General features: G+C 45.2%; 18 protein-coding genes and 2 tRNA genes. 5 read left to right on the forward strand and 15 right to left on the reverse strand.

All coding sequences use genetic code 11. The annotated features are described in order from the left end of the window. Positions 1–57: 57 nt before the first annotated feature. Together ARA78_RS04485 and ARA78_RS04490 are read right to left on the reverse strand one after the other, a co-directional pair. Positions 58–684 carry an HAD family hydrolase gene (locus tag ARA78_RS04485; RefSeq protein ID WP_055147963.1) on the reverse strand — a complete coding sequence of 209 codons (627 nt, stop codon included), beginning with the start codon at positions 682–684 and terminating at the stop codon, positions 58–60. A 19-nt stretch (positions 685–703) separates the two neighbouring features. Then, positions 704–1,024: an ArsR/SmtB family transcription factor gene (locus ARA78_RS04490; protein WP_022216728.1), complete on the reverse strand. Its 321-nt coding sequence runs from the start codon at positions 1,022–1,024 to the stop codon at positions 704–706. Between the two features lie 191 nt (positions 1,025–1,215). Between ARA78_RS04490 and ARA78_RS04495 the strand changes: the two genes are divergently transcribed. Further along, positions 1,216–1,413 carry a DUF378 domain-containing protein gene (locus ARA78_RS04495; protein ID WP_015533427.1) on the forward strand — a complete coding sequence of 66 codons (198 nt, stop codon included), beginning with the start codon at positions 1,216–1,218 and terminating at the stop codon, positions 1,411–1,413. Positions 1,414–1,468: 55 nt separating this feature from the next. On the opposite strand, the gene ARA78_RS04500 is transcribed toward ARA78_RS04495, so the two are convergent. From ARA78_RS04500 to ARA78_RS04515, 4 genes are read right to left on the reverse strand one after another with little or no spacing between them, the layout of a single operon-like run. After that, positions 1,469–2,419, reverse strand: coding sequence for a CPBP family intramembrane glutamic endopeptidase (locus tag ARA78_RS04500; RefSeq protein WP_015533428.1), 951 nt, complete (start codon positions 2,417–2,419; stop codon positions 1,469–1,471). 4 nt (positions 2,420–2,423) lie between these two features. Further along, positions 2,424–2,804 carry a RidA family protein gene (locus ARA78_RS04505; protein ID WP_015533429.1) on the reverse strand — a complete coding sequence of 127 codons (381 nt, stop codon included), beginning with the start codon at positions 2,802–2,804 and terminating at the stop codon, positions 2,424–2,426. Between the two features lie 42 nt (positions 2,805–2,846). Further along, positions 2,847–3,896: a S1 RNA-binding domain-containing protein gene (locus ARA78_RS04510; RefSeq protein ID WP_308936789.1), complete on the reverse strand. Its 1,050-nt coding sequence runs from the start codon at positions 3,894–3,896 to the stop codon at positions 2,847–2,849. Positions 3,897–3,931: 35 nt separating this feature from the next. After that, complete coding sequence (locus ARA78_RS04515; RefSeq protein ID WP_055280077.1) at positions 3,932–4,651, reverse strand: acyl-[acyl-carrier-protein] thioesterase; 720 nt, start codon at positions 4,649–4,651, stop codon at positions 3,932–3,934. A 145-nt stretch (positions 4,652–4,796) separates the two neighbouring features. Between ARA78_RS04515 and ARA78_RS04520 the strand changes: the two genes are divergently transcribed. Next, positions 4,797–4,869 (forward strand) — tRNA-Gln (locus tag ARA78_RS04520). Between the two features lie 219 nt (positions 4,870–5,088). Here ARA78_RS04520 and ARA78_RS04525 read toward each other — a convergent pair. Then, positions 5,089–5,940 carry an amidohydrolase family protein gene (locus ARA78_RS04525; protein ID WP_055280078.1) on the reverse strand — a complete coding sequence of 284 codons (852 nt, stop codon included), beginning with the start codon at positions 5,938–5,940 and terminating at the stop codon, positions 5,089–5,091. A 143-nt stretch (positions 5,941–6,083) separates the two neighbouring features. Between ARA78_RS04525 and ARA78_RS04530 the strand changes: the two genes are divergently transcribed. Further along, the gene (locus ARA78_RS04530) at positions 6,084–6,824 is read left to right on the forward strand and encodes an N-acetylmuramoyl-L-alanine amidase family protein (protein WP_015533433.1); all 741 of its coding nucleotides are present in this window, start codon (positions 6,084–6,086) and stop codon (positions 6,822–6,824) included. A gap of 74 nt (positions 6,825–6,898) precedes the next feature. On the opposite strand, the gene ARA78_RS04535 is transcribed toward ARA78_RS04530, so the two are convergent. The 7 genes from ARA78_RS04535 to ARA78_RS04565 form a co-directional block, all read right to left on the reverse strand. Beyond that, complete coding sequence (locus tag ARA78_RS04535) at positions 6,899–7,996, reverse strand: GGDEF domain-containing protein (RefSeq protein ID WP_055280079.1); 1,098 nt, start codon at positions 7,994–7,996, stop codon at positions 6,899–6,901. Between the two features lie 129 nt (positions 7,997–8,125). After that, on the reverse strand, positions 8,126–8,698 hold the full coding sequence (locus ARA78_RS04540) for an indolepyruvate oxidoreductase subunit beta (RefSeq protein WP_055280080.1): 573 nt from the start codon (positions 8,696–8,698) through the stop codon (positions 8,126–8,128). Positions 8,699–8,700: 2 nt separating this feature from the next. Beyond that, positions 8,701–10,443: an indolepyruvate ferredoxin oxidoreductase subunit alpha gene (gene iorA / locus ARA78_RS04545; RefSeq protein WP_055280081.1), complete on the reverse strand. Its 1,743-nt coding sequence runs from the start codon at positions 10,441–10,443 to the stop codon at positions 8,701–8,703. A 175-nt stretch (positions 10,444–10,618) separates the two neighbouring features. Beyond that, on the reverse strand, positions 10,619–12,457 hold the full coding sequence (locus tag ARA78_RS04550) for a vWA domain-containing protein (RefSeq protein ID WP_055280082.1): 1,839 nt from the start codon (positions 12,455–12,457) through the stop codon (positions 10,619–10,621). Positions 12,458–12,576: 119 nt separating this feature from the next. Further along, entirely contained in the window at positions 12,577–13,287 is a 711-nt protein-coding gene (locus ARA78_RS04555) for a hypothetical protein (RefSeq protein ID WP_055274038.1), read from the reverse strand. Next, positions 13,284–13,802, reverse strand: a complete 519-nt coding sequence (locus ARA78_RS04560; RefSeq protein WP_015533439.1) for an RNA polymerase sigma factor — start codon at positions 13,800–13,802, stop codon at positions 13,284–13,286. The genes ARA78_RS04555 and ARA78_RS04560 overlap by 4 nt, the downstream gene beginning before the upstream one ends. 89 nt (positions 13,803–13,891) lie before the next feature. Further along, on the reverse strand, positions 13,892–14,833 hold the full coding sequence (locus ARA78_RS04565) for a hypothetical protein (RefSeq protein WP_055280083.1): 942 nt from the start codon (positions 14,831–14,833) through the stop codon (positions 13,892–13,894). A gap of 181 nt (positions 14,834–15,014) precedes the next feature. Here ARA78_RS04565 and ARA78_RS04570 point away from each other — a divergent pair, with 181 nt between their 5' ends. Together ARA78_RS04570 and ARA78_RS04575 are read left to right on the forward strand one after the other, a co-directional pair. Next, the gene (locus ARA78_RS04570; protein ID WP_022216721.1) at positions 15,015–15,734 is read left to right on the forward strand and encodes a GTP pyrophosphokinase; all 720 of its coding nucleotides are present in this window, start codon (positions 15,015–15,017) and stop codon (positions 15,732–15,734) included. 129 nt (positions 15,735–15,863) lie between these two features. After that, a tRNA-Arg gene (locus ARA78_RS04575) sits at positions 15,864–15,937 on the forward strand. 124 nt (positions 15,938–16,061) lie between these two features. Here the strand turns inward: ARA78_RS04575 and ARA78_RS04580 are convergent. Next, positions 16,062–16,490 (reverse strand): hypothetical protein, encoded by a 429-nt coding sequence (locus ARA78_RS04580; RefSeq protein WP_004853714.1) that lies wholly within the window; start codon positions 16,488–16,490, stop codon positions 16,062–16,064. Positions 16,491–16,539 lie beyond the last annotated feature (49 nt).

The following is a 16,539-nucleotide window of genomic DNA, read 5'->3' on the forward strand; positions in this document are numbered from 1 at the left end:
ACTCCCTGTTTTTCTGTTTATTATGTTTTATAGCAGGTCTGTAAATGACCTTCCGGATCACTCCACCACGTCAAGAAGTTCCGCAAATGTATGGATCTCCGCATCCTTATCCTTCACACTTCCAAACCCGTATGCCGCGTGAATGAACTTTATCCCGGCAAATCTGGCACTGTCGCAGTCGCCCTGGATGTCGCCGACATATGCAGCATCCTCTATTCCATTCTTCTCCATGAGTATCTTTATACTCTCGCCCTTTGATACCTTTGTATCTCCCCAGCAGAGTATATCCTTAAAATACTTTCCAAACCCGTAATAATCAAGAAATGCCTCTATATATCCACTCTGGCAGTTGCTGACTATAAACAGCCTGTGTGATCCCGAAAGCTTCGCAATGGTATCCTCTACACCATCGTACAGAACGCCACCATGTTCACGGAGATACTCGTTCTCATAGTCTCCGCAGGCATCTATAAGCTGAGTCATTCTGTCCTCCGAATACGCTCCGAACAGCTTGTCGGCAATGGCATCCATAGGCATACCCATAACAGATTTGATATCGGCCTCTGTCACCTTCATGTCCACATCAGCCTGTCTTTCGAGGACTTCACTCCAGGACGCAGCCACATTTGCCGCGCTGTCCCACAGAGTTCCATCCATGTCAAATATAAGTGATTCTACCTTCATATTCTACCTCTCGTATATTCTATTCAAGTATATGGTCAACACCCTGTTTGATGATGGTCACAACGTGCTCATCGGCCAGGGAATATATTATATTCTTGCCCTCTCTTCTGCTTTTTATCAATTTGGCCTGCTTCAGCACCCTGAGCTGGTGTGAAATAGCCGATGCATTCATCTCCAGACGCTCTGCGATGTCTCCGACACTCAGTTCCTGCTTAAGCAGGGCGAACATGATGGATATACGTGTCGCATCGCCAAACACCTTGAACAGGTCTGCCAGATCTGCGAGATCCGACTGTTCCAGTTCATAACTGTCAAAAAAAATATTTTTATCTTCTGCCATATCTATGGTCCTTTCTGCTCCCAAACAAGCAACTCACGTGTTCCATTTGAACAAGTATTCATATGTAAATTTACTACACTTACTTTTTTGTGTCAAGTCACCTGAATCTCATGAATATTTAAAATGATAACTGCACACAATTACATCATACTGAAACGCCGCATTTGGCGCGATCATATTGGAGGTCAAAAATGAAAACACTAAATTGCATATGTCTCACACTGACCATAATCGGTGCTATCGTATGGGGCATTATAGGACTGTTCAGCTACAACATAGTGGACGGCATCTTCGGTGCCGGAACTGCATTTTCCAGAATAATCTATACTCTGGTGGGCGTTGCCGGACTGTATGCCATCTCCTTCTACTGGTTACTCAACAGGGATTAACGGCATTAATATGCAAATGCCCGCACCTATAAAAGTGCAGGCATTGTATTACATATCATAAAACAAATTCTGTTATTATCATAAATCCTATGCATACGCACAGTGCCAGAACAAGCGGCACAGATATGATCCTCGGTCTCTTGACCTCAGCGTTCCTGTTTCTTCTGAACATCGCCAGCATATCCATATGCCTTCCATTCAGGTACGCCAACAACACTATCATCGCCGCAGCCGCACACAATCCCATAAATGCAAATGGAATATATATCAATATCGTCTGCTTGAGCTGATCTGCTGCTATTCCCTCAGAAGCCTGTTTCTCCACCATCTGCTTGAGCACGCTGACATGTGATGCTATATAGCTGATGATGACGGATATCTCATTAAAGCAGAAATGGGCATACATGGTCGTAAATATACTTCCTGTCGCCTCGGCAAGAAATCCCAGCATCATTCCCAGAACCATCGCATATGCCATCTGATTGAAATTCATGTGCATGGCTCCGAACATTATTCCTCCTATGATTATAGCCGCCAGTCTGCTGCCATATCTGTAGCTTCCCATTATGACGCCTCTGTAGGCAAGCTCCTCCACGATTCCCGGAGTGACCGCCATGAGAAGTGTTGACACCCACAGCTTATGATTCGACACAAGACCTGTTGCAAGCTCGGTAGTGGCACTCTCCACCCACAGAAGACTTATGGCATTTATGAGTGTCATAAGAGGCTCAAGAGCCACGACGAATGCCGGAACGATGATTATCGCCAGCCAGTGCGTCTTTTTCAGTCTGAGCGTTTCGCGCAGATCACATTTGCTTATAAGAATATATATGATCGTCGGCACGAATATCATGCTCTGGCTCAGGATCAGATTCTGAACCATGGTTATATGTGAGCCGATATTCGTCTTCCACAGTATCATAACAACACACAGATACACACATATCAGCGACAGGAAAAACCATGACGCTCCGTGTACCTTTCTCTGAACATTGTCCTGTCTCATACGCTTACTCTACTGTAGCGATGGCTTCTATCTCTATAAGCACATCCTTAGGGAGTCTTGCAACCTCCACGCATGAACGTGCAGGGAAATCGCTTGTGAAGAAGTCCTTGTAAATATCATTTATCTTGCCAAAATCATTCATATCCTTGATAAATACTGTTGTCTTCACTACCTTATCCATAGATGAGCCTGATGCCTCTATGAGATTCTTGAGATTGCCGATCGCCTGTCTTGCCTGTACAGTGACATCTCCCTCAACCAGTGTATTTGTCTCAGGATCGATAGGTATAACTCCTGATGTAAAAAGCATTCCATTCACGAGAACCGCCTGTGAATATGGTCCTATTGCCGCTGGTGCCTTTGGTGTACTTATTATTGTCTTCATGTTTTGTTCCTCCTGTTTTTTACTATTATATATGATGAACTATTACTCCTCATCCATCTCGCTCAGCTCCGCCATGAGAGCCTTTCTGTTGTTGCGCCTTCCGCCATTGCTTCTGGTGAATTTCACAGTGCCTTTTCTGTCTGGCACGGGCTCCGGTGACCGTCTGGATACCGGCTTCTTCGTCTCAGGCTTTGCACGCTTCACAACATCGGCTTTGGTTGTTCCTTTTTTCGCAAGCTCTGCCCGCTCTTCCTCGGACAGTATCTCAATGTTCTTCTCTGTGATCCTTATCTTGCCGTCCTTGAGGAGCTTGCCAACCGCCGTCTTAAATGCTCTCTTGCTTATTCCAAATTCCTTCTCTATCACCTTTGAATCTGCCTTGTCATTGAACGGGAGCACTCCATTATATGAATCGATGATATTCAATATCATCTCTGCATTCTCCCTGATCTGCATCTTTATCGGCTTCTGCATGGTGAGGTTCAGCTTGCCGTCTTCCCTGACTGACGCAACCCTGCCCTCAACGTGGTCGCCGGCATATATGGCACTGTGTATCTCCTTCTTCGGGATAAGTGCTGAATATTTGTTGTCCACAGCGACAAATGCACCATACTCGGAGCTGTACTCTATAACTATTCCCGATATAGCATCTCCCTGCTTATATGGGGAATTGCTGCTCAGATACTCATAAACCTTCATGGACACACACAGTCTGTCCGATTTGTCAGTGTACATTCTGACCAGATATTCATGGTTCTCTCTCACCGGGCCAACCTGCTCCTTAAACGGAAGCAGAATATCCTTTTCAAGTCCCCAGTCCATGAATGCACCGATCTTGGTAGTTCCCACACACCTGAGAACAGCCATCTTACCCATAGTTATATATGGAACATTCACAGTTGCAATGAGTCTGTCGTCAGAATCCCTGTATATGAACACGTTGATGTGCTCGCCTGTCTTTATGCCATTCGGAACCTGCTTTCTCGGAAGAAGCACCTCACTGTCAGAATCCGCACATCCAAGATACACACCAAATTCCTTTTCTCTCTTTACTATAAGATCATTCCATTCGCCTATCTTTATCATCGTCATACCGTCCTCTTAATTTTTTCTGTCGACACAGTATATCATATATCCTTACTGCTCCGTTCAAACTGGACAACACACCTTGTCCTGTCCTCTTCATCTGCCAGGATTATCTGAACATATCTGTCGTCAATAAACCTCTTTACTACTATAACATCATCTTTCACATATTGCATCTTATATTCCGCTCTGACTGCAATAATATCCGCAACATCATCCACGTATTCCTGGGCAAGAGCAATATACGCTTCATTATTCATATGATTGTTGGAGTCTATCTGATAAGACATGACCTTTCTGGTATCTATAGTCTCCGCATCGCCCAGCAGTTTTACCTTGCGCGGCGCATACTCCATGTCTATGGCAGGCTCCATCGGATATGCGTCTGACACCTCTTTGTCTATCTTGACAGGTCTCAGCCTCTCGGTGTCCATATAGCTCCAAATGGATGCCGCCTTAACTATGCGTTCTCCATTCTCGTCCAGTATATCTATATTTCTGAATCCCAGAGATGCCTTGAAATCATATGCCCACGTCCTGACCTTGATCTTCTCTCCCATCGCAGGATATCTGACCACCTCTATCTGCCAGGAAACCAGGAACCATGCTCTGTGGTGTCCTGCCAGATAATCCAGCCCTATGCCGACCTCCTCCGACTGCAGTATAGCACAGTCCTGGAAATAGTTCGCTATGGTCGCCATGTTGGATATCTTATTTCCACCAGTCTCACTATACCTGACTATCGCTTCATATGAATACATTACGCCACCTCCATGATGCTCATTTTACTATAATTTTATACCCTATTTAGAGGGCTATCGCAAGCTGAAAAATTTTTTGAAATTTTTTTAAAAAAGTGCTTGCATTATTCTGAGCTTTAGTATATACTACCATTTGTTGAGGCAATGGGCTATCGCCAAATGGTAAGGCACTGGACTCTGACTCCAGCATTTTCAAGGTTCGAATCCTTGTAGCCCAGCTACTAAGACTTGAGATTTATCTCAAGTCTTTTTTATTTTATAAACCGCTTCATATAATGATACTTACAGTGGGCAGTCCGCTCCACAGCACATAAAAAAGACATGTCGTTAGGCTCCGACATGTCTTTCGTGTATTACTATCTGTGAAAAATTTCATTGGCGTAACAAAAATGTAACACATTTTTAAAACATTATCAATAGGTTTTCGCGTATTTTTTCTAAAAATTCAATTTCAATCCAAGCAATTTTCGCGCATTATTCTCAAATATATTGTTTTTGTCCACATCTTCCAGATCAAGGGCCTCTATGTCCGCACATGACTGTTCCTGATCAGACCATGGGCTGTCCGTTCCGAACAGGATCTTGTCAGACCCGTGAGCTGCCACTATCTTCTTAAACATGTCACCATCAAGAAGCTGCCATCTGTGCGGTGCCCCCTCCCGCCAGTCTATCTGTCCATAGGAAAATGCCGTGTCAAAATACACATCTCTTCCGCAAAGTCTGTTCAGCACGTCATCCCACATCTGCCATCCACCCATATGGGCAAGCACAAGCTTGTCAGGCCCAACCTCATCCAGCACCTCCTCCGCCATTGCAGGAGTGCAGTGAGTCACATCAGGAAGTCCTATGTCTGTTCCCGCATGTGTCACCACGATAAGCCCAAGCTCTGTGGCATAGCTGATTATCCTTTTATATCTTATATCGTTGAAAAAAGCCCCCTGGTAGTCAGGATGGATCTTTATCCCCTTCAGACCTTTGTCGCATATATCCCTGAGTATCTCTTTGTAATTGTCATTGTCGGGATGTATCCCTCCAAACGACCACACATGTGTCTCTGAAAAGCGCTCATTCTCCTCAACTGCGAATTCATTTATATGCTTATATTGTTTCGGAGACGTTGCCACCGGAAGTACCACAGACACATCCACATGTCTGCTCCTCATGTCATTCTCCAGTCCGTCAAGTGTGCCATCCGAATGTGCCCTTGTACCGGATCTGCTCTCCAGAAGCCCTACCGTCTTGGCTGCTATCCTGTCGGGATACGTGTGTGTGTGAAAATCTATTATCATAAATATTCCTCCTGTACATTTATACTGCGTAAGCGCAGAACACCTCTGCTGCGGCCATGCTGTTCACGTTCTCCATATCCCCAGTTGAAAAACATCGGATTTTGAGGTATCTTTATCAAAGATATTTCCACGAAGGAGAAAACATGAGCAAACGAAAAAAGAAAATGACGCTGAAACAGATGCGTTCCCTCGTCGTCTTTTTGGTCGCCATAAACATCATACTATTATTGTGCATACTTGTCATGGGATTTTTTCTGGCAAAGGCACAGATCACCAAGGGGAAAGGACAGACTGTCATGCTCCAGAAGGCCAACGACACATACACGGTGTGTGTGGATGCTGGTCATGGAGGAAGCGATGTAGGCGCTGTGGGACTTGACGGAAGCTACGAGAAGGACGACAATCTCCGTCTTGCGCAGGAGGTTGCCAAAGCCCTGAAAAAGAGCGGCGTCAACGTCATAATGACCAGATCCGACGACAGCGACACACAGCTCGACTCCCGTTCAAAGATAGCAAACAAGGCCAAGGCTGATATCTTCGTTTCGCTACACCGCAATTCAACAGCCAACCCAAACACCACAAAGGGCATTGAGATATGGATACACAGCTCAGGATCTGAGCGCAGTTATGCGGCCGCAGATGACATTCTGAGCAATCTCGAGGAAGTTGGTATAACCGCCAACCGAGGGGTGCGAATCGGAACCCAGGGAGACAGCGATGATGACTATGCGGTCATCAGAGACACCGATATGACAAGCATGATCGTTGAGATGGGCTTCATGACCAACCAGGACGATCTGGACTATTTCAATGAAAATCTTGAGAACTACGCCAAGGCAATATCCAACGGTGTGGTTCAGTGGCTGAACGATTATGTCCAGTAACGCCGGACATATCATAACATTTGAATAATTCCATAAAAAAATAACACATTGAGCACAGCCCAATGTGTTATTTTTTATTCACTTATAACTGTTCTGTTTCTTCCTGATTCCTTCGCCTTATAGAGTGCTGAATCCGCTCTGTTGAACCATGCCTTGGAACTCTCTCCCTTGGTGTACTCAGCGACACCACAGCTACAGGTTATTCCATCCTTGTTCATAAAGTGGAAATAGTAGCATCTGAACTCTGTTCTTATGTCCTCAACAACATTCATGACCTTGGACAGTTCCACATCATGGAACAGTATCACGAACTCCTCACCGCCGTATCTGAAGGCAAGTCCCATATCCTTCGACTTCTCCTTCATCATCTTACACAGCGCCTTGATAACTATATCTCCATTGCTGTGGCCATATGTATCGTTGACTTCCTTGAAATGATCTATATCAAATATGGTGACATAGGACTTCGCCCCAGTCTGCTCCACATTCTCGATCTCCTTATCAAGGCTCTCCTCAAATGATCTTCTGTTGTACAGGCCTGTCATCGGATCAACCATAAGCTCACTCATCAGTGTTACCTGTCTGTTGTAGCTTCCGGCAATCGATTCCATAAGTGCCTTCGTGTGCTTGTTGACGACCATAACCATCGCACACATAACAGATACTACCAGTATGTATATGAGCAGTGCTCCAACCCAGTTCATCTGTGTGGCAAGCTCACCGACATTCAAATGTAATCTCACAACATTGATGACCATGAGTGCAAGCACCGCAACTCCCGACCATACCGTCAGCTCCTGATCTGCAAATAACGCCGTGGCAATTATGGTGACACACGGAATAAGTATAAGCGGGTATATGGTGCAATATGTAAATGCTATAACACCGACACATACATATATCATACCTGTCACGACATAATTCTTGTGCTTTATGTCCGCCTCATCGTGCTTCATATAAAAATAGCAAATTGTGATCGCTATAGCCTGTACTATCATCGGCAGCACGATATACTTTACTATATATGCGCCTGCTCCTATGCTCTTATCTACTCTGTATACTCCAAATAATATCCATGCAATAACAAAAGAAATACTGCATATAACTATCATCATACGCCATACCAGCATATGCCATTTTGCGTCAATCTCATCCTTGTTAATATCATTCATGTGTACGCACCCCGCAAACCATCATATGTGTTGATTTTACCATATGAGGGTCCTTTTTTCCACCATTAATCAACAAAAGACGGACTTTTTTTATGCTAAAATCCGTCTTTTGTACTAAAAATCGTCAAATTACTTAAGGTTGTAGCCAACCTCAAATGCCTCAAGATTCTGCTCCACTGTCTTAGGTGGAACTGTGTTCTTGATAACCTCAACCCATGCATCATGTGAGAAATCCATGTGCTGTGCCGCGATTCCTATGATGACTGTGTTAAATACCTTGTTGTTGCCAAGCTTCTTGGCCTCGTCCATGGCATCAACTGAGATAACCTTGTACTTGCCGCTGAGCTCCTCGATGATTCCATCAGGATACTGTGCTGCGCCTGTAACTACAGTGATAGGATCTATTCTCTGGTCATTTACGATGATAACTCCATCCTTCTTCAGGAAGTGTGCATATCTGAGCGCCTCAAGTCTCTCAAATGCTATGAGGACATCTGCACATCCCTCTTCCACGATAGGCTCATTTACCTTCTCTCCATATCTTACATATGTAACAACACTTCCACCTCTCTGGCTCATCCCGTGAACCTCTGAGAGCTTTACATCATAACCTGCTGCCGTGGTGATTCCACCGAGTATACGGCTTGTGAGAAGTGTTCCCTGTCCGCCTACGCCGACGATCATAATATTCTTTGTCTCCATGATTAGAACTCCTCCCTTTCTATAGCATCGAACTTACAACGCTTCATGCACAGTCCACAGCCTGTACAGAGTGTGTCATCTATACGGATGGTTCCATCCTCCTGCCTGATAACTGCAGGGCATCCAGGCTTTAAGCACATACCGCACTTCTTGCACTTCTCAGGTATTGCCTTGCATCTTCCTGTTATCTTAGTCGTCTTCAAGAGTACACAAGGTGACTTTGTGATGATGACTGATACCTCATCCTTTGCTGTCTCCTCCTTGATGAGCTTCTTAAGACCTTCTATATCAAATGCATTTATCTCATGGACGTTCTGGATTCCCAGTGCCTTGCAGAGATTGTAAATATCAATGGCGTATGTAGGATCTCCCATCAGTGTCTTACCTGTTGCGGCGTGATCCTGATGTCCTGTCATACCTGTTGTCGAGTTGTCAAGTATGATGACTGTTCCTGTGCTCTGGTTGTATACCATGTTCATGAGTGAGTTCACACCTGTGTGAAGGAATGTTGAATCACCTATGACCGCTACCCAGTTCTTGATATAATCCTTGCCCTTTGCCTTCTCCATTCCATGAAGGGTAGAGATGGATGAACCCATGCAGACTGTTGTGTCAATAACACTGAGCGGTGCGACAGCTCCGAGTGTGTAACATCCGATATCTCCTGCAGCGTGGATCTTCAGCTCTGAGAGGACTGAGAATACGCTTCTGTGTGGACATCCTGGACAGAGGATAGGTGGTCTGGCTGGAACCTGAGCAGCCTCGACTGTCTCTATCTTCTCGCCGAGAAGCTTCTCTCTGAGCATATTTGCGCTGTACTCACCCTGAACTGTAAGCAGCTCCTTGCCGACTGCATCTATTCCCCATGATCTGACCTGAGTCTCGATATGTGGCTCAAGCTCCTCGATGACATACACCTTGTCTACCTGTGCACAGAAGTCCTCGATCATCTTTCTTGGGAGTGGATTTACCATGCCAAGCTTTAAGACTGATGCGTTTGGCATAGCCTCTCTGACATACTGGTAAGGGATACCGCTGGTGATGACACCCACACTCTTGTCTCTCATCTCAACTCTGTTGATCGGCATGTCAGCTCCGTCTGCTGCCATGTCCTTGAGTCTCTGCTCTACAAATACATGACGTGGTATAGCGTTACCAGGCATCATGACATATTTCTTTATATTTCTCTCATATGGCTTGTCAGGAATCTCCTGTCTGTCACAGAGCTCTACAACGCCCTGTGAGTGTGAGAGTCTTGTGGTTGTACGGAGCATTACAGGAGTATCATACTTCTCACTCAGCTCAAATGCATACTTTGTGAAATCCTTTGCCTCCTGGCTGTCTGATGGCTCAACAACTGGGATCATGGCTGTTCTTGCTACAAGTCTTGAATCCTGCTCATTCTGTGATGAGTACATTCCAGGATCATCTGCTGCAACAAGTACCATACCTCCGTTCACACCTGTGTATGCTGCGGTGAACAGCGGATCTGATGCCACGTTCACACCTACATGCTTCATCGACACTATTGATCTCACTCCCGCAAATGATGCACCGATCGCTACCTCTGTGGCTACCTTCTCATTTGGTGACCACTCTGAGTAGATATCTCCTTTGTACTGCACCATGTTCTCACTGATCTCTGTACTTGGTGTTCCAGGATATGCCGCTGATACCTTGACACCCGCTTCATAACAGCCTCTGGCGATGGCTGCGTTACCAAGCATAATCTTTTTTTCGCCCATGAATCTTACCCTTCCTGTCTATATTGATATTCTTGTTTTTATTTTTTCGTCTTAATTGACACTCTAATTTGTTATTATACAAGAATTATCAATAAAATAAAAGAGTTTTATACAATGTGATTACAAAGTGTGATTACAAAGCCATATCGAACAGCTCCTCTTATCGACATTTTTCCTAGTCAGTTATATTCTGCGTCTGACGTACCATGTCTGCAAAGCCCTGCCACTGCATATCGATAATATCGCCACTGCCGGCTGAACTGTCCACCTTACCGCCAACAAGAGCCATAACCATATCAAAATCTGCAGAACCCACATATTCACTGTTTTTGAGGATCATACCATAGGCCGCCACGGCACTTGCCGCACTCATGTCAACGGACATTTCGCTGCTGTAGCTGTCAGTCTTCACCACACGGCTCACAAGACTGCTCTTATCCCCATCCGGCTCCTTGTATCTTACGTTCACTGTCGCAAGCTCACCGGTATAGTCCTCTGCGCTATCAGACTTATCCTTAACGTCTTGTGATGCAGTCTCCGATGTATTTACCTGATTGGAATCCTGTCCGTATTTGTGCTCGGCTGCAGGCACATCGAAGTCTGATCCCGCAGGCACTATCTCATAGAGCACCGTCACCATATGTCCTGCGCCTATCTCGCCGCCGTCCACAGCGTCATTTGCAAAGTCCGCATCCGCAAGGGCGCGGTTCTCATAACCTATCTGCCTGTAACCCTTGACATTTGCCGGATTGAACTCTATCTGAAACTTCACATCCTTGGCAACGGTGTTCAGAGTTCCGCCCATCTCGTCCACCAGCACCTTCTTTGCCTCATACGCAGAATCTATAAACGCATAGCTTCCATCACCATTATCAGCAAGAGCCTCAAGCTTGTTGTCCTTCAAATTGTCTGTTCCAAACCCAAGCACGCTGAGAAAAATGTTGTTTTCCTTCTTCTCCTCGGTTATCAGATCCACAAGGTCGCTCTCACTGGTAAGCCCCACGTTCAGATCCCCGTCCGTTGCAAGTATGACACGGTTGTTGCCTCCCTCTATAAAGTTCTTCTCCGCCAGCTCGTAAGCTGTGATGATGGCATCGCCGCCGTTGGTACAGCCCTCGGCTGTCATACTCGAAAGCGCCTCATTTATCGTGTACTGCTCTGAGCCGGATGTGCCCGAGAGCACCACCGTATCCTCACCCGCATATGTGACTATGCTCACCTTGTCGTTCTCATCCAGATTCTCCGCCAGCATGGCAAATGACTGCTGCACGAGTGGGAGTTTGTTATCTTCATACATGGATCCCGAGGTGTCGATCAGGAACACCAGATTTGAAGGCTTCTTGTCTCCAAAATCTATTTCATCCGTGTTGATCCCAACCATCATGAGCTTTGTGGCCTTATTCCACGGGCAGTCCGAATATTCTGTGTATATGGAGAACTTCTCTCCATCCTCAGGCTTCCTTCTGTAGTCATAGGTAAAATAGTTCAGCATCTCTTCTATTCTCACCGCTCCGTCCGGTGGGAGACAGCCTGACTCTATATACGACCTGACGTTGCTGTATGATGCCGTATCCCTGTCCGCCGCAAATGTGGAGAGAGGTCTGTCCGCTGTGGATACAAATCCATTCTCCGCCACGCTGTCATACTCTCTCGTATCGTAGGCGATCTCTGTATACATAGAATTTGAAGCATCTGTCACCATCGCTGTATCTCCAGCGACTGTTGCCACATCACAAGCTTCCTCCGCATACATAACATCATTCGACGTACTGTTGAATATTCCACTCAAGCCATTGTCCTGCAGCGACTTCTTTTTTTGCTTACTTTCTTTTTCCCTGTACTTTTCTGCGATCCCTGTTATCTCTGTCTTATCCCCATTTTGTTTTTCAAGGCGCATTCCCCTGCCATCTACTGCATCATCGTTACCACAGCCCGTAAGACCTCCTCCCATCATAACCCCTACCATAACTGCGCATATGGATCTTGCAAATATTTTTGAATTATATTTCATCATAAAAAATCCCTCCGTAATATGAATTTCAAGCTACCGGTCAAGCTTTATATTCTATATACGAAGGGATTATTATTTTTTATGGTAATTTCTGTATTTTTTTAATTTTTGATTTGTTTGTGCTATTCTGCCCTCTCAAATCTGTACCAGTTGCCCTCAACCTTCACTACAAGGCTGCCATCATCACACACAATGTAGGCTGAGTTTCTGGATGGGTTCATGTCAAAGTTGACCTCGCCGTCATTTGCCGGCACGCCATCGGTGTAGCTCTCAGCGTAGGCCGCTTTGCTCTCATCCACGCTGTCAGCATCGACCATGTCGTATGTGTCCCTGTAGAGCACACCATCCAACATGATCATGGGAATATAGTCAGCACTATTCACAGAATTCTGAGCATCAGTATTTCTCTGTACATCATAACTCGCCGTGGCGTTTTCTGCCATTTCAGCAGCATCGCTTTGAATATCGTCTGCCGCAGCCGCGTCACTTTCTTGTGCATAATAACTTTCATCCGAAGTCACCTTCACACTGTTGTCCTGCGCTGTCTTATCGCTTGCCCTCTTACGGCTGTTCCTTAACGGTCCGGCTACGATCAGCACACACACCACTGCCGCTGCCACAAGACCGGAAACGATCTGGATGGTTCTTCTGTTCCTGTCTTTACGGTCTTTCTTGACTCCAAACTTCTTATCTCCAGATTTCTTATCCTGCACCCGATGCGCATCCACCGCATCAAGTCCTGCCTCTATTTTTCCCCAGAGATCAGGTGCATCCATATTCTCTATATATTTGTCAGCTATTTCCTTTTCCAGTTCATCTTCATGTCTGTTCATAGTCTGCACCTCCTAAGTCTCTTGATCGCACTGTTGTAAAGCCACGTGACTGTTCCCATCGGCTTGCCAACTATCTCTGATATCTCTCTGAAGGTAAATCCTCCAGCCACCTTCATATCAACTATCTCCCGCTCATCAGGCTTAAGCGACTCCATGGCCACCTTCAGTGACACGCTGTTCACAACCTGTTCCTCCATGCTGCCACTCTGCCCGGTCTCCGGTATCTCATCCACCAGAGCCTCACGGTCTATCTTCCTGATCCTGTCCACCGCCATATTCCGGGCGATCGTGACCAACCATTTCTTATGTCCATTTCCCGGCTTATAGCTTCCCGCAATGCTATACAGCTTGATGAAGAATTCCGATGTCACATCCTCAGCCTCCTCGCGCTGTCCTATGGTGTCGTACACCACAGCATATATGAGCTTCAGATACGCATCATATATGTGCCGCAGGCTATCCCTGTCGCCCGCCGCCATCGCAGACATGCACTGTTCAAATTCTCTGTCTGTCATAGCTCCCTCCTCATGATAATATACGTTATATCAACTGATTTTTATGGAATGTCATTTAACTTTTTAATCTTTTCCGCCTATTTACAACATCATATCTTCCGCATGGCGGCAAATCCCATCACGTAATTTTTCCTGCCACCGGCCGTGTCAAATGGCCATACCATATGGCGGCTGTCAACCAGCTCCACGTCATAGTTCATATGAAGCGACATATCCTTCATGAGCTGTGCCACACCTTCTATGTGCTCCACCGACTTCATCGTCTCCACATCCCGCCTGTCAAATGCATTTGCAAGCTTCTCTGCGCATGTCTGATCCTCACATGCAGCGACCTCATATCCATATATGAGGACATCCTTTGTCATATGGTACATGTAGTCATTGAGTCTCTCCACCGCCGCCTCGTTCAGCCCCGAGATGGCACTGCTTATGAGTCTAAGATCCTCGTCATGATAATTGTCCCTGTAGTGGTAAAGCAATGCCGCAAATCTGGAATTGAGCTGGCTGTGAAGCCCGACCGCCACACTGTAATCAAATATATCAAGATACCTGTCGGTGTCATTTACTATATCCCCAGATTCCGTTCTGCCAATATATTTACCGGAATTGGCAGTCGCTATGCCTGTCAGGAACTCAAGTATATGCTCGGTGTCCTCACAGTCCTCAAGCATCGCCTCATACAAGCGGTACTGGTCATCGTCTACATGCCAGAATGGAATATCCGCTATTATATAATCCTGTTCCTTCAGCCCATATTCCCTGACTGCCGAAAGCACAGCTTCCCTGTCTCTGTCTATGAGCACCAGCCTGTAATTATCTGCCAATCTTCCTATATCTATATCGCCGGCCGGCCCTATTCCCCACAGTGCAAGCACAGGCTTTGAATTCGCTGCATCTGTATCCTGCCCGGATTCTTTTTTTTCCCGGCAGTTATTTTCTATATATTCCGTCACCTCACGTCTGTACTGTTCCCATCCCACATAGGAATCCGGTATACGCTCCGTGGCGATCATCTCATCAAAATAGCTCATTGTCTTCTCCTGACTCTGTGAACTGACAAATAAAGCAAAAGGGTTATGCCTGTCAGTATTTATTGATCGTTCACAGGTATTTTATAAAATTTTATTTTTAAGCACAAGTGGAATGTAGTATAATACACATAGTTGTGCAACAGGACACACCATTCCAGTTTTTTTACATTTTGGAGGAGTTATGGAATCAATACAGACAAACGCTCTGAACAGCAAATACATCAATTCACTCCTGCGCCCGGAGGAAAATCCTTTCATGCAGGAGATGCAGAGTTTTGAGGAGATCATGATGATGTATTCATGTGCCATCAGAGAGGTGAAGACAAAATTTGAAGTGCTGAACGATGATTTCAGCGTAAGATATAAGAGAAATCCTATAGAATTCATACAGTCAAGGATCAAGAAGCCTGTCAGCATTGCCAAAAAGCTTGCAAGCAAGGGCTGTCCGGTGACATGTGCAAGTATACTGAACAATCTGGATGACGTCGCCGGAATAAGAGTCATCTGTCCATTCATCGATGACATATACATGGTGGCAGAAAAGCTCATAAGTCAGGACGACATCACCCTGATCGAAGCAAAAGACTACATATCGCACCCAAAGCCAAATGGCTACCGCAGTCTGCATGTAATAGTCGAGATTCCTGTGTTCTTCGCAGACCACACAAGGAATATGCGTGTGGAGGTACAGATTAGAACAATCGCGATGGACTTCTGGGCGAGCCTGGATCACCAGCTCAGATATAAGAAGGATATCCCGAACGTAGACATGATATCCGCAAGACTTAAGAAATGCGCAGATGTGATATCCGCAACAGACCTTGAGATGCAGTCCATCAAGAACAGCATTTATGGTCAGCGATATATTCCTGAACTTAAGAGAGAATCACCTAAAGAATAATTACAGTTATTTTTCTCCTACTGATATTTTTTCAACCACAGGGAGAATGAAAAAATTGAAATATTTGCAACTTTTTATTTGACATTTGCTCAAACCTGTTGTAATATAACTGATGTTGTTAATCAACATGTGTGCATAGCTCAGCTGGATAGAGCACTTGGCTACGGACCAAGGTGTCGGGGGTTCGAATCCTCTTGCGCACGTGACAGAAGCTGTCTGAATTATTTCAGACAGCTTTTTTGTTTCATCAAAACAACTTTATAACAGCCAAATATTATTCATAAAAAAAGCCAGGGGTGCGGCTATAAGCTTTATTTACATAAAGTGCTACTCCCTGCTACCCAGATATTCTTCCACCTTCTCCGGCGTATCCAGTCTCAGCCGTACAATAGTCATCATGATCATGTATCGCAGGACTTCCTTTAATATCTCTTCGTCAAACTGCGACTTCATATTTTCCGGATACGCATGTACGAGAAAATGCACATTGTAGGCATCGCCCTGTCTTGAGATAAATGCACTCACATAGAGGCCATTCATGACCGCTGTTATGATGTCGTCATCCGTGATCTGTATATTTATCTTATACATCTTTGATATAAACTTTACCGTCTTGTCTTCTTTTACGAGAAAACGCCTGTCTGTAATCTCTCCTATGGAAAAGTTCTGTTTATGGAGTGTTATCGCCTGCAGGAATTCTGATTCCCTGTCATTCTCAATTATATAATCATATATATCATTAGGTGTGTATGCCATATTGTTCAAGTTGTCCTTTCATCTATTTGTCTATATGCTAAGCGCTTTT

It is taken from the genome of Coprococcus eutactus (genome assembly GCF_001404675.1).
In the GTDB taxonomy this organism is placed as follows: domain Bacteria; phylum Bacillota; class Clostridia; order Lachnospirales; family Lachnospiraceae; genus Coprococcus; species Coprococcus aceti.

Excerpts from the sequence above, each read along its gene's own strand:
- ARA78_RS04515 (WP_055280077.1), bottom strand. The coding sequence starts at position 4,651 with ATGTATTCATATGAAGCGATAGTCAGGTATAGTGAGACTGGTGGAAAT.
- ARA78_RS04495 (WP_015533427.1), top strand. The coding sequence starts at position 1,216 with ATGAAAACACTAAATTGCATATGTCTCACACTGACCATAATCGGTGCT.
- ARA78_RS04525 (WP_055280078.1), bottom strand. The coding sequence starts at position 5,940 with ATGATAATAGATTTTCACACACACACGTATCCCGACAGGATAGCAGCC.
- ARA78_RS04535 (WP_055280079.1), bottom strand. The coding sequence starts at position 7,996 with ATGAATGATATTAACAAGGATGAGATTGACGCAAAATGGCATATGCTG.
- ARA78_RS04565 (WP_055280083.1), bottom strand. The coding sequence starts at position 14,833 with ATGAGCTATTTTGATGAGATGATCGCCACGGAGCGTATACCGGATTCC.
- iorA (WP_055280081.1), bottom strand. The coding sequence starts at position 10,443 with ATGGGCGAAAAAAAGATTATGCTTGGTAACGCAGCCATCGCCAGAGGC.
- ARA78_RS04530 (WP_015533433.1), top strand. The coding sequence starts at position 6,084 with ATGAGCAAACGAAAAAAGAAAATGACGCTGAAACAGATGCGTTCCCTC.
- ARA78_RS04540 (WP_055280080.1), bottom strand. The coding sequence starts at position 8,698 with ATGGAGACAAAGAATATTATGATCGTCGGCGTAGGCGGACAGGGAACA.
- ARA78_RS04550 (WP_055280082.1), bottom strand. The coding sequence starts at position 12,457 with ATGATGAAATATAATTCAAAAATATTTGCAAGATCCATATGCGCAGTT.
- ARA78_RS04580 (WP_004853714.1), bottom strand. The coding sequence starts at position 16,490 with ATGGCATACACACCTAATGATATATATGATTATATAATTGAGAATGAC.
- ARA78_RS04505 (WP_015533429.1), bottom strand. The coding sequence starts at position 2,804 with ATGAAGACAATAATAAGTACACCAAAGGCACCAGCGGCAATAGGACCA.
- ARA78_RS04490 (WP_022216728.1), bottom strand. The coding sequence starts at position 1,024 with ATGGCAGAAGATAAAAATATTTTTTTTGACAGTTATGAACTGGAACAG.
- ARA78_RS04485 (WP_055147963.1), bottom strand. The coding sequence starts at position 684 with ATGAAGGTAGAATCACTTATATTTGACATGGATGGAACTCTGTGGGAC.
- ARA78_RS04510 (WP_308936789.1), bottom strand. The coding sequence starts at position 3,896 with ATGACGATGATAAAGATAGGCGAATGGAATGATCTTATAGTAAAGAGA.
- ARA78_RS04570 (WP_022216721.1), top strand. The coding sequence starts at position 15,015 with ATGGAATCAATACAGACAAACGCTCTGAACAGCAAATACATCAATTCA.
- ARA78_RS04560 (WP_015533439.1), bottom strand. The coding sequence starts at position 13,802 with ATGACAGACAGAGAATTTGAACAGTGCATGTCTGCGATGGCGGCGGGC.
- ARA78_RS04500 (WP_015533428.1), bottom strand. The coding sequence starts at position 2,419 with ATGAGACAGGACAATGTTCAGAGAAAGGTACACGGAGCGTCATGGTTT.
- ARA78_RS04555 (WP_055274038.1), bottom strand. The coding sequence starts at position 13,287 with ATGAACAGACATGAAGATGAACTGGAAAAGGAAATAGCTGACAAATAT.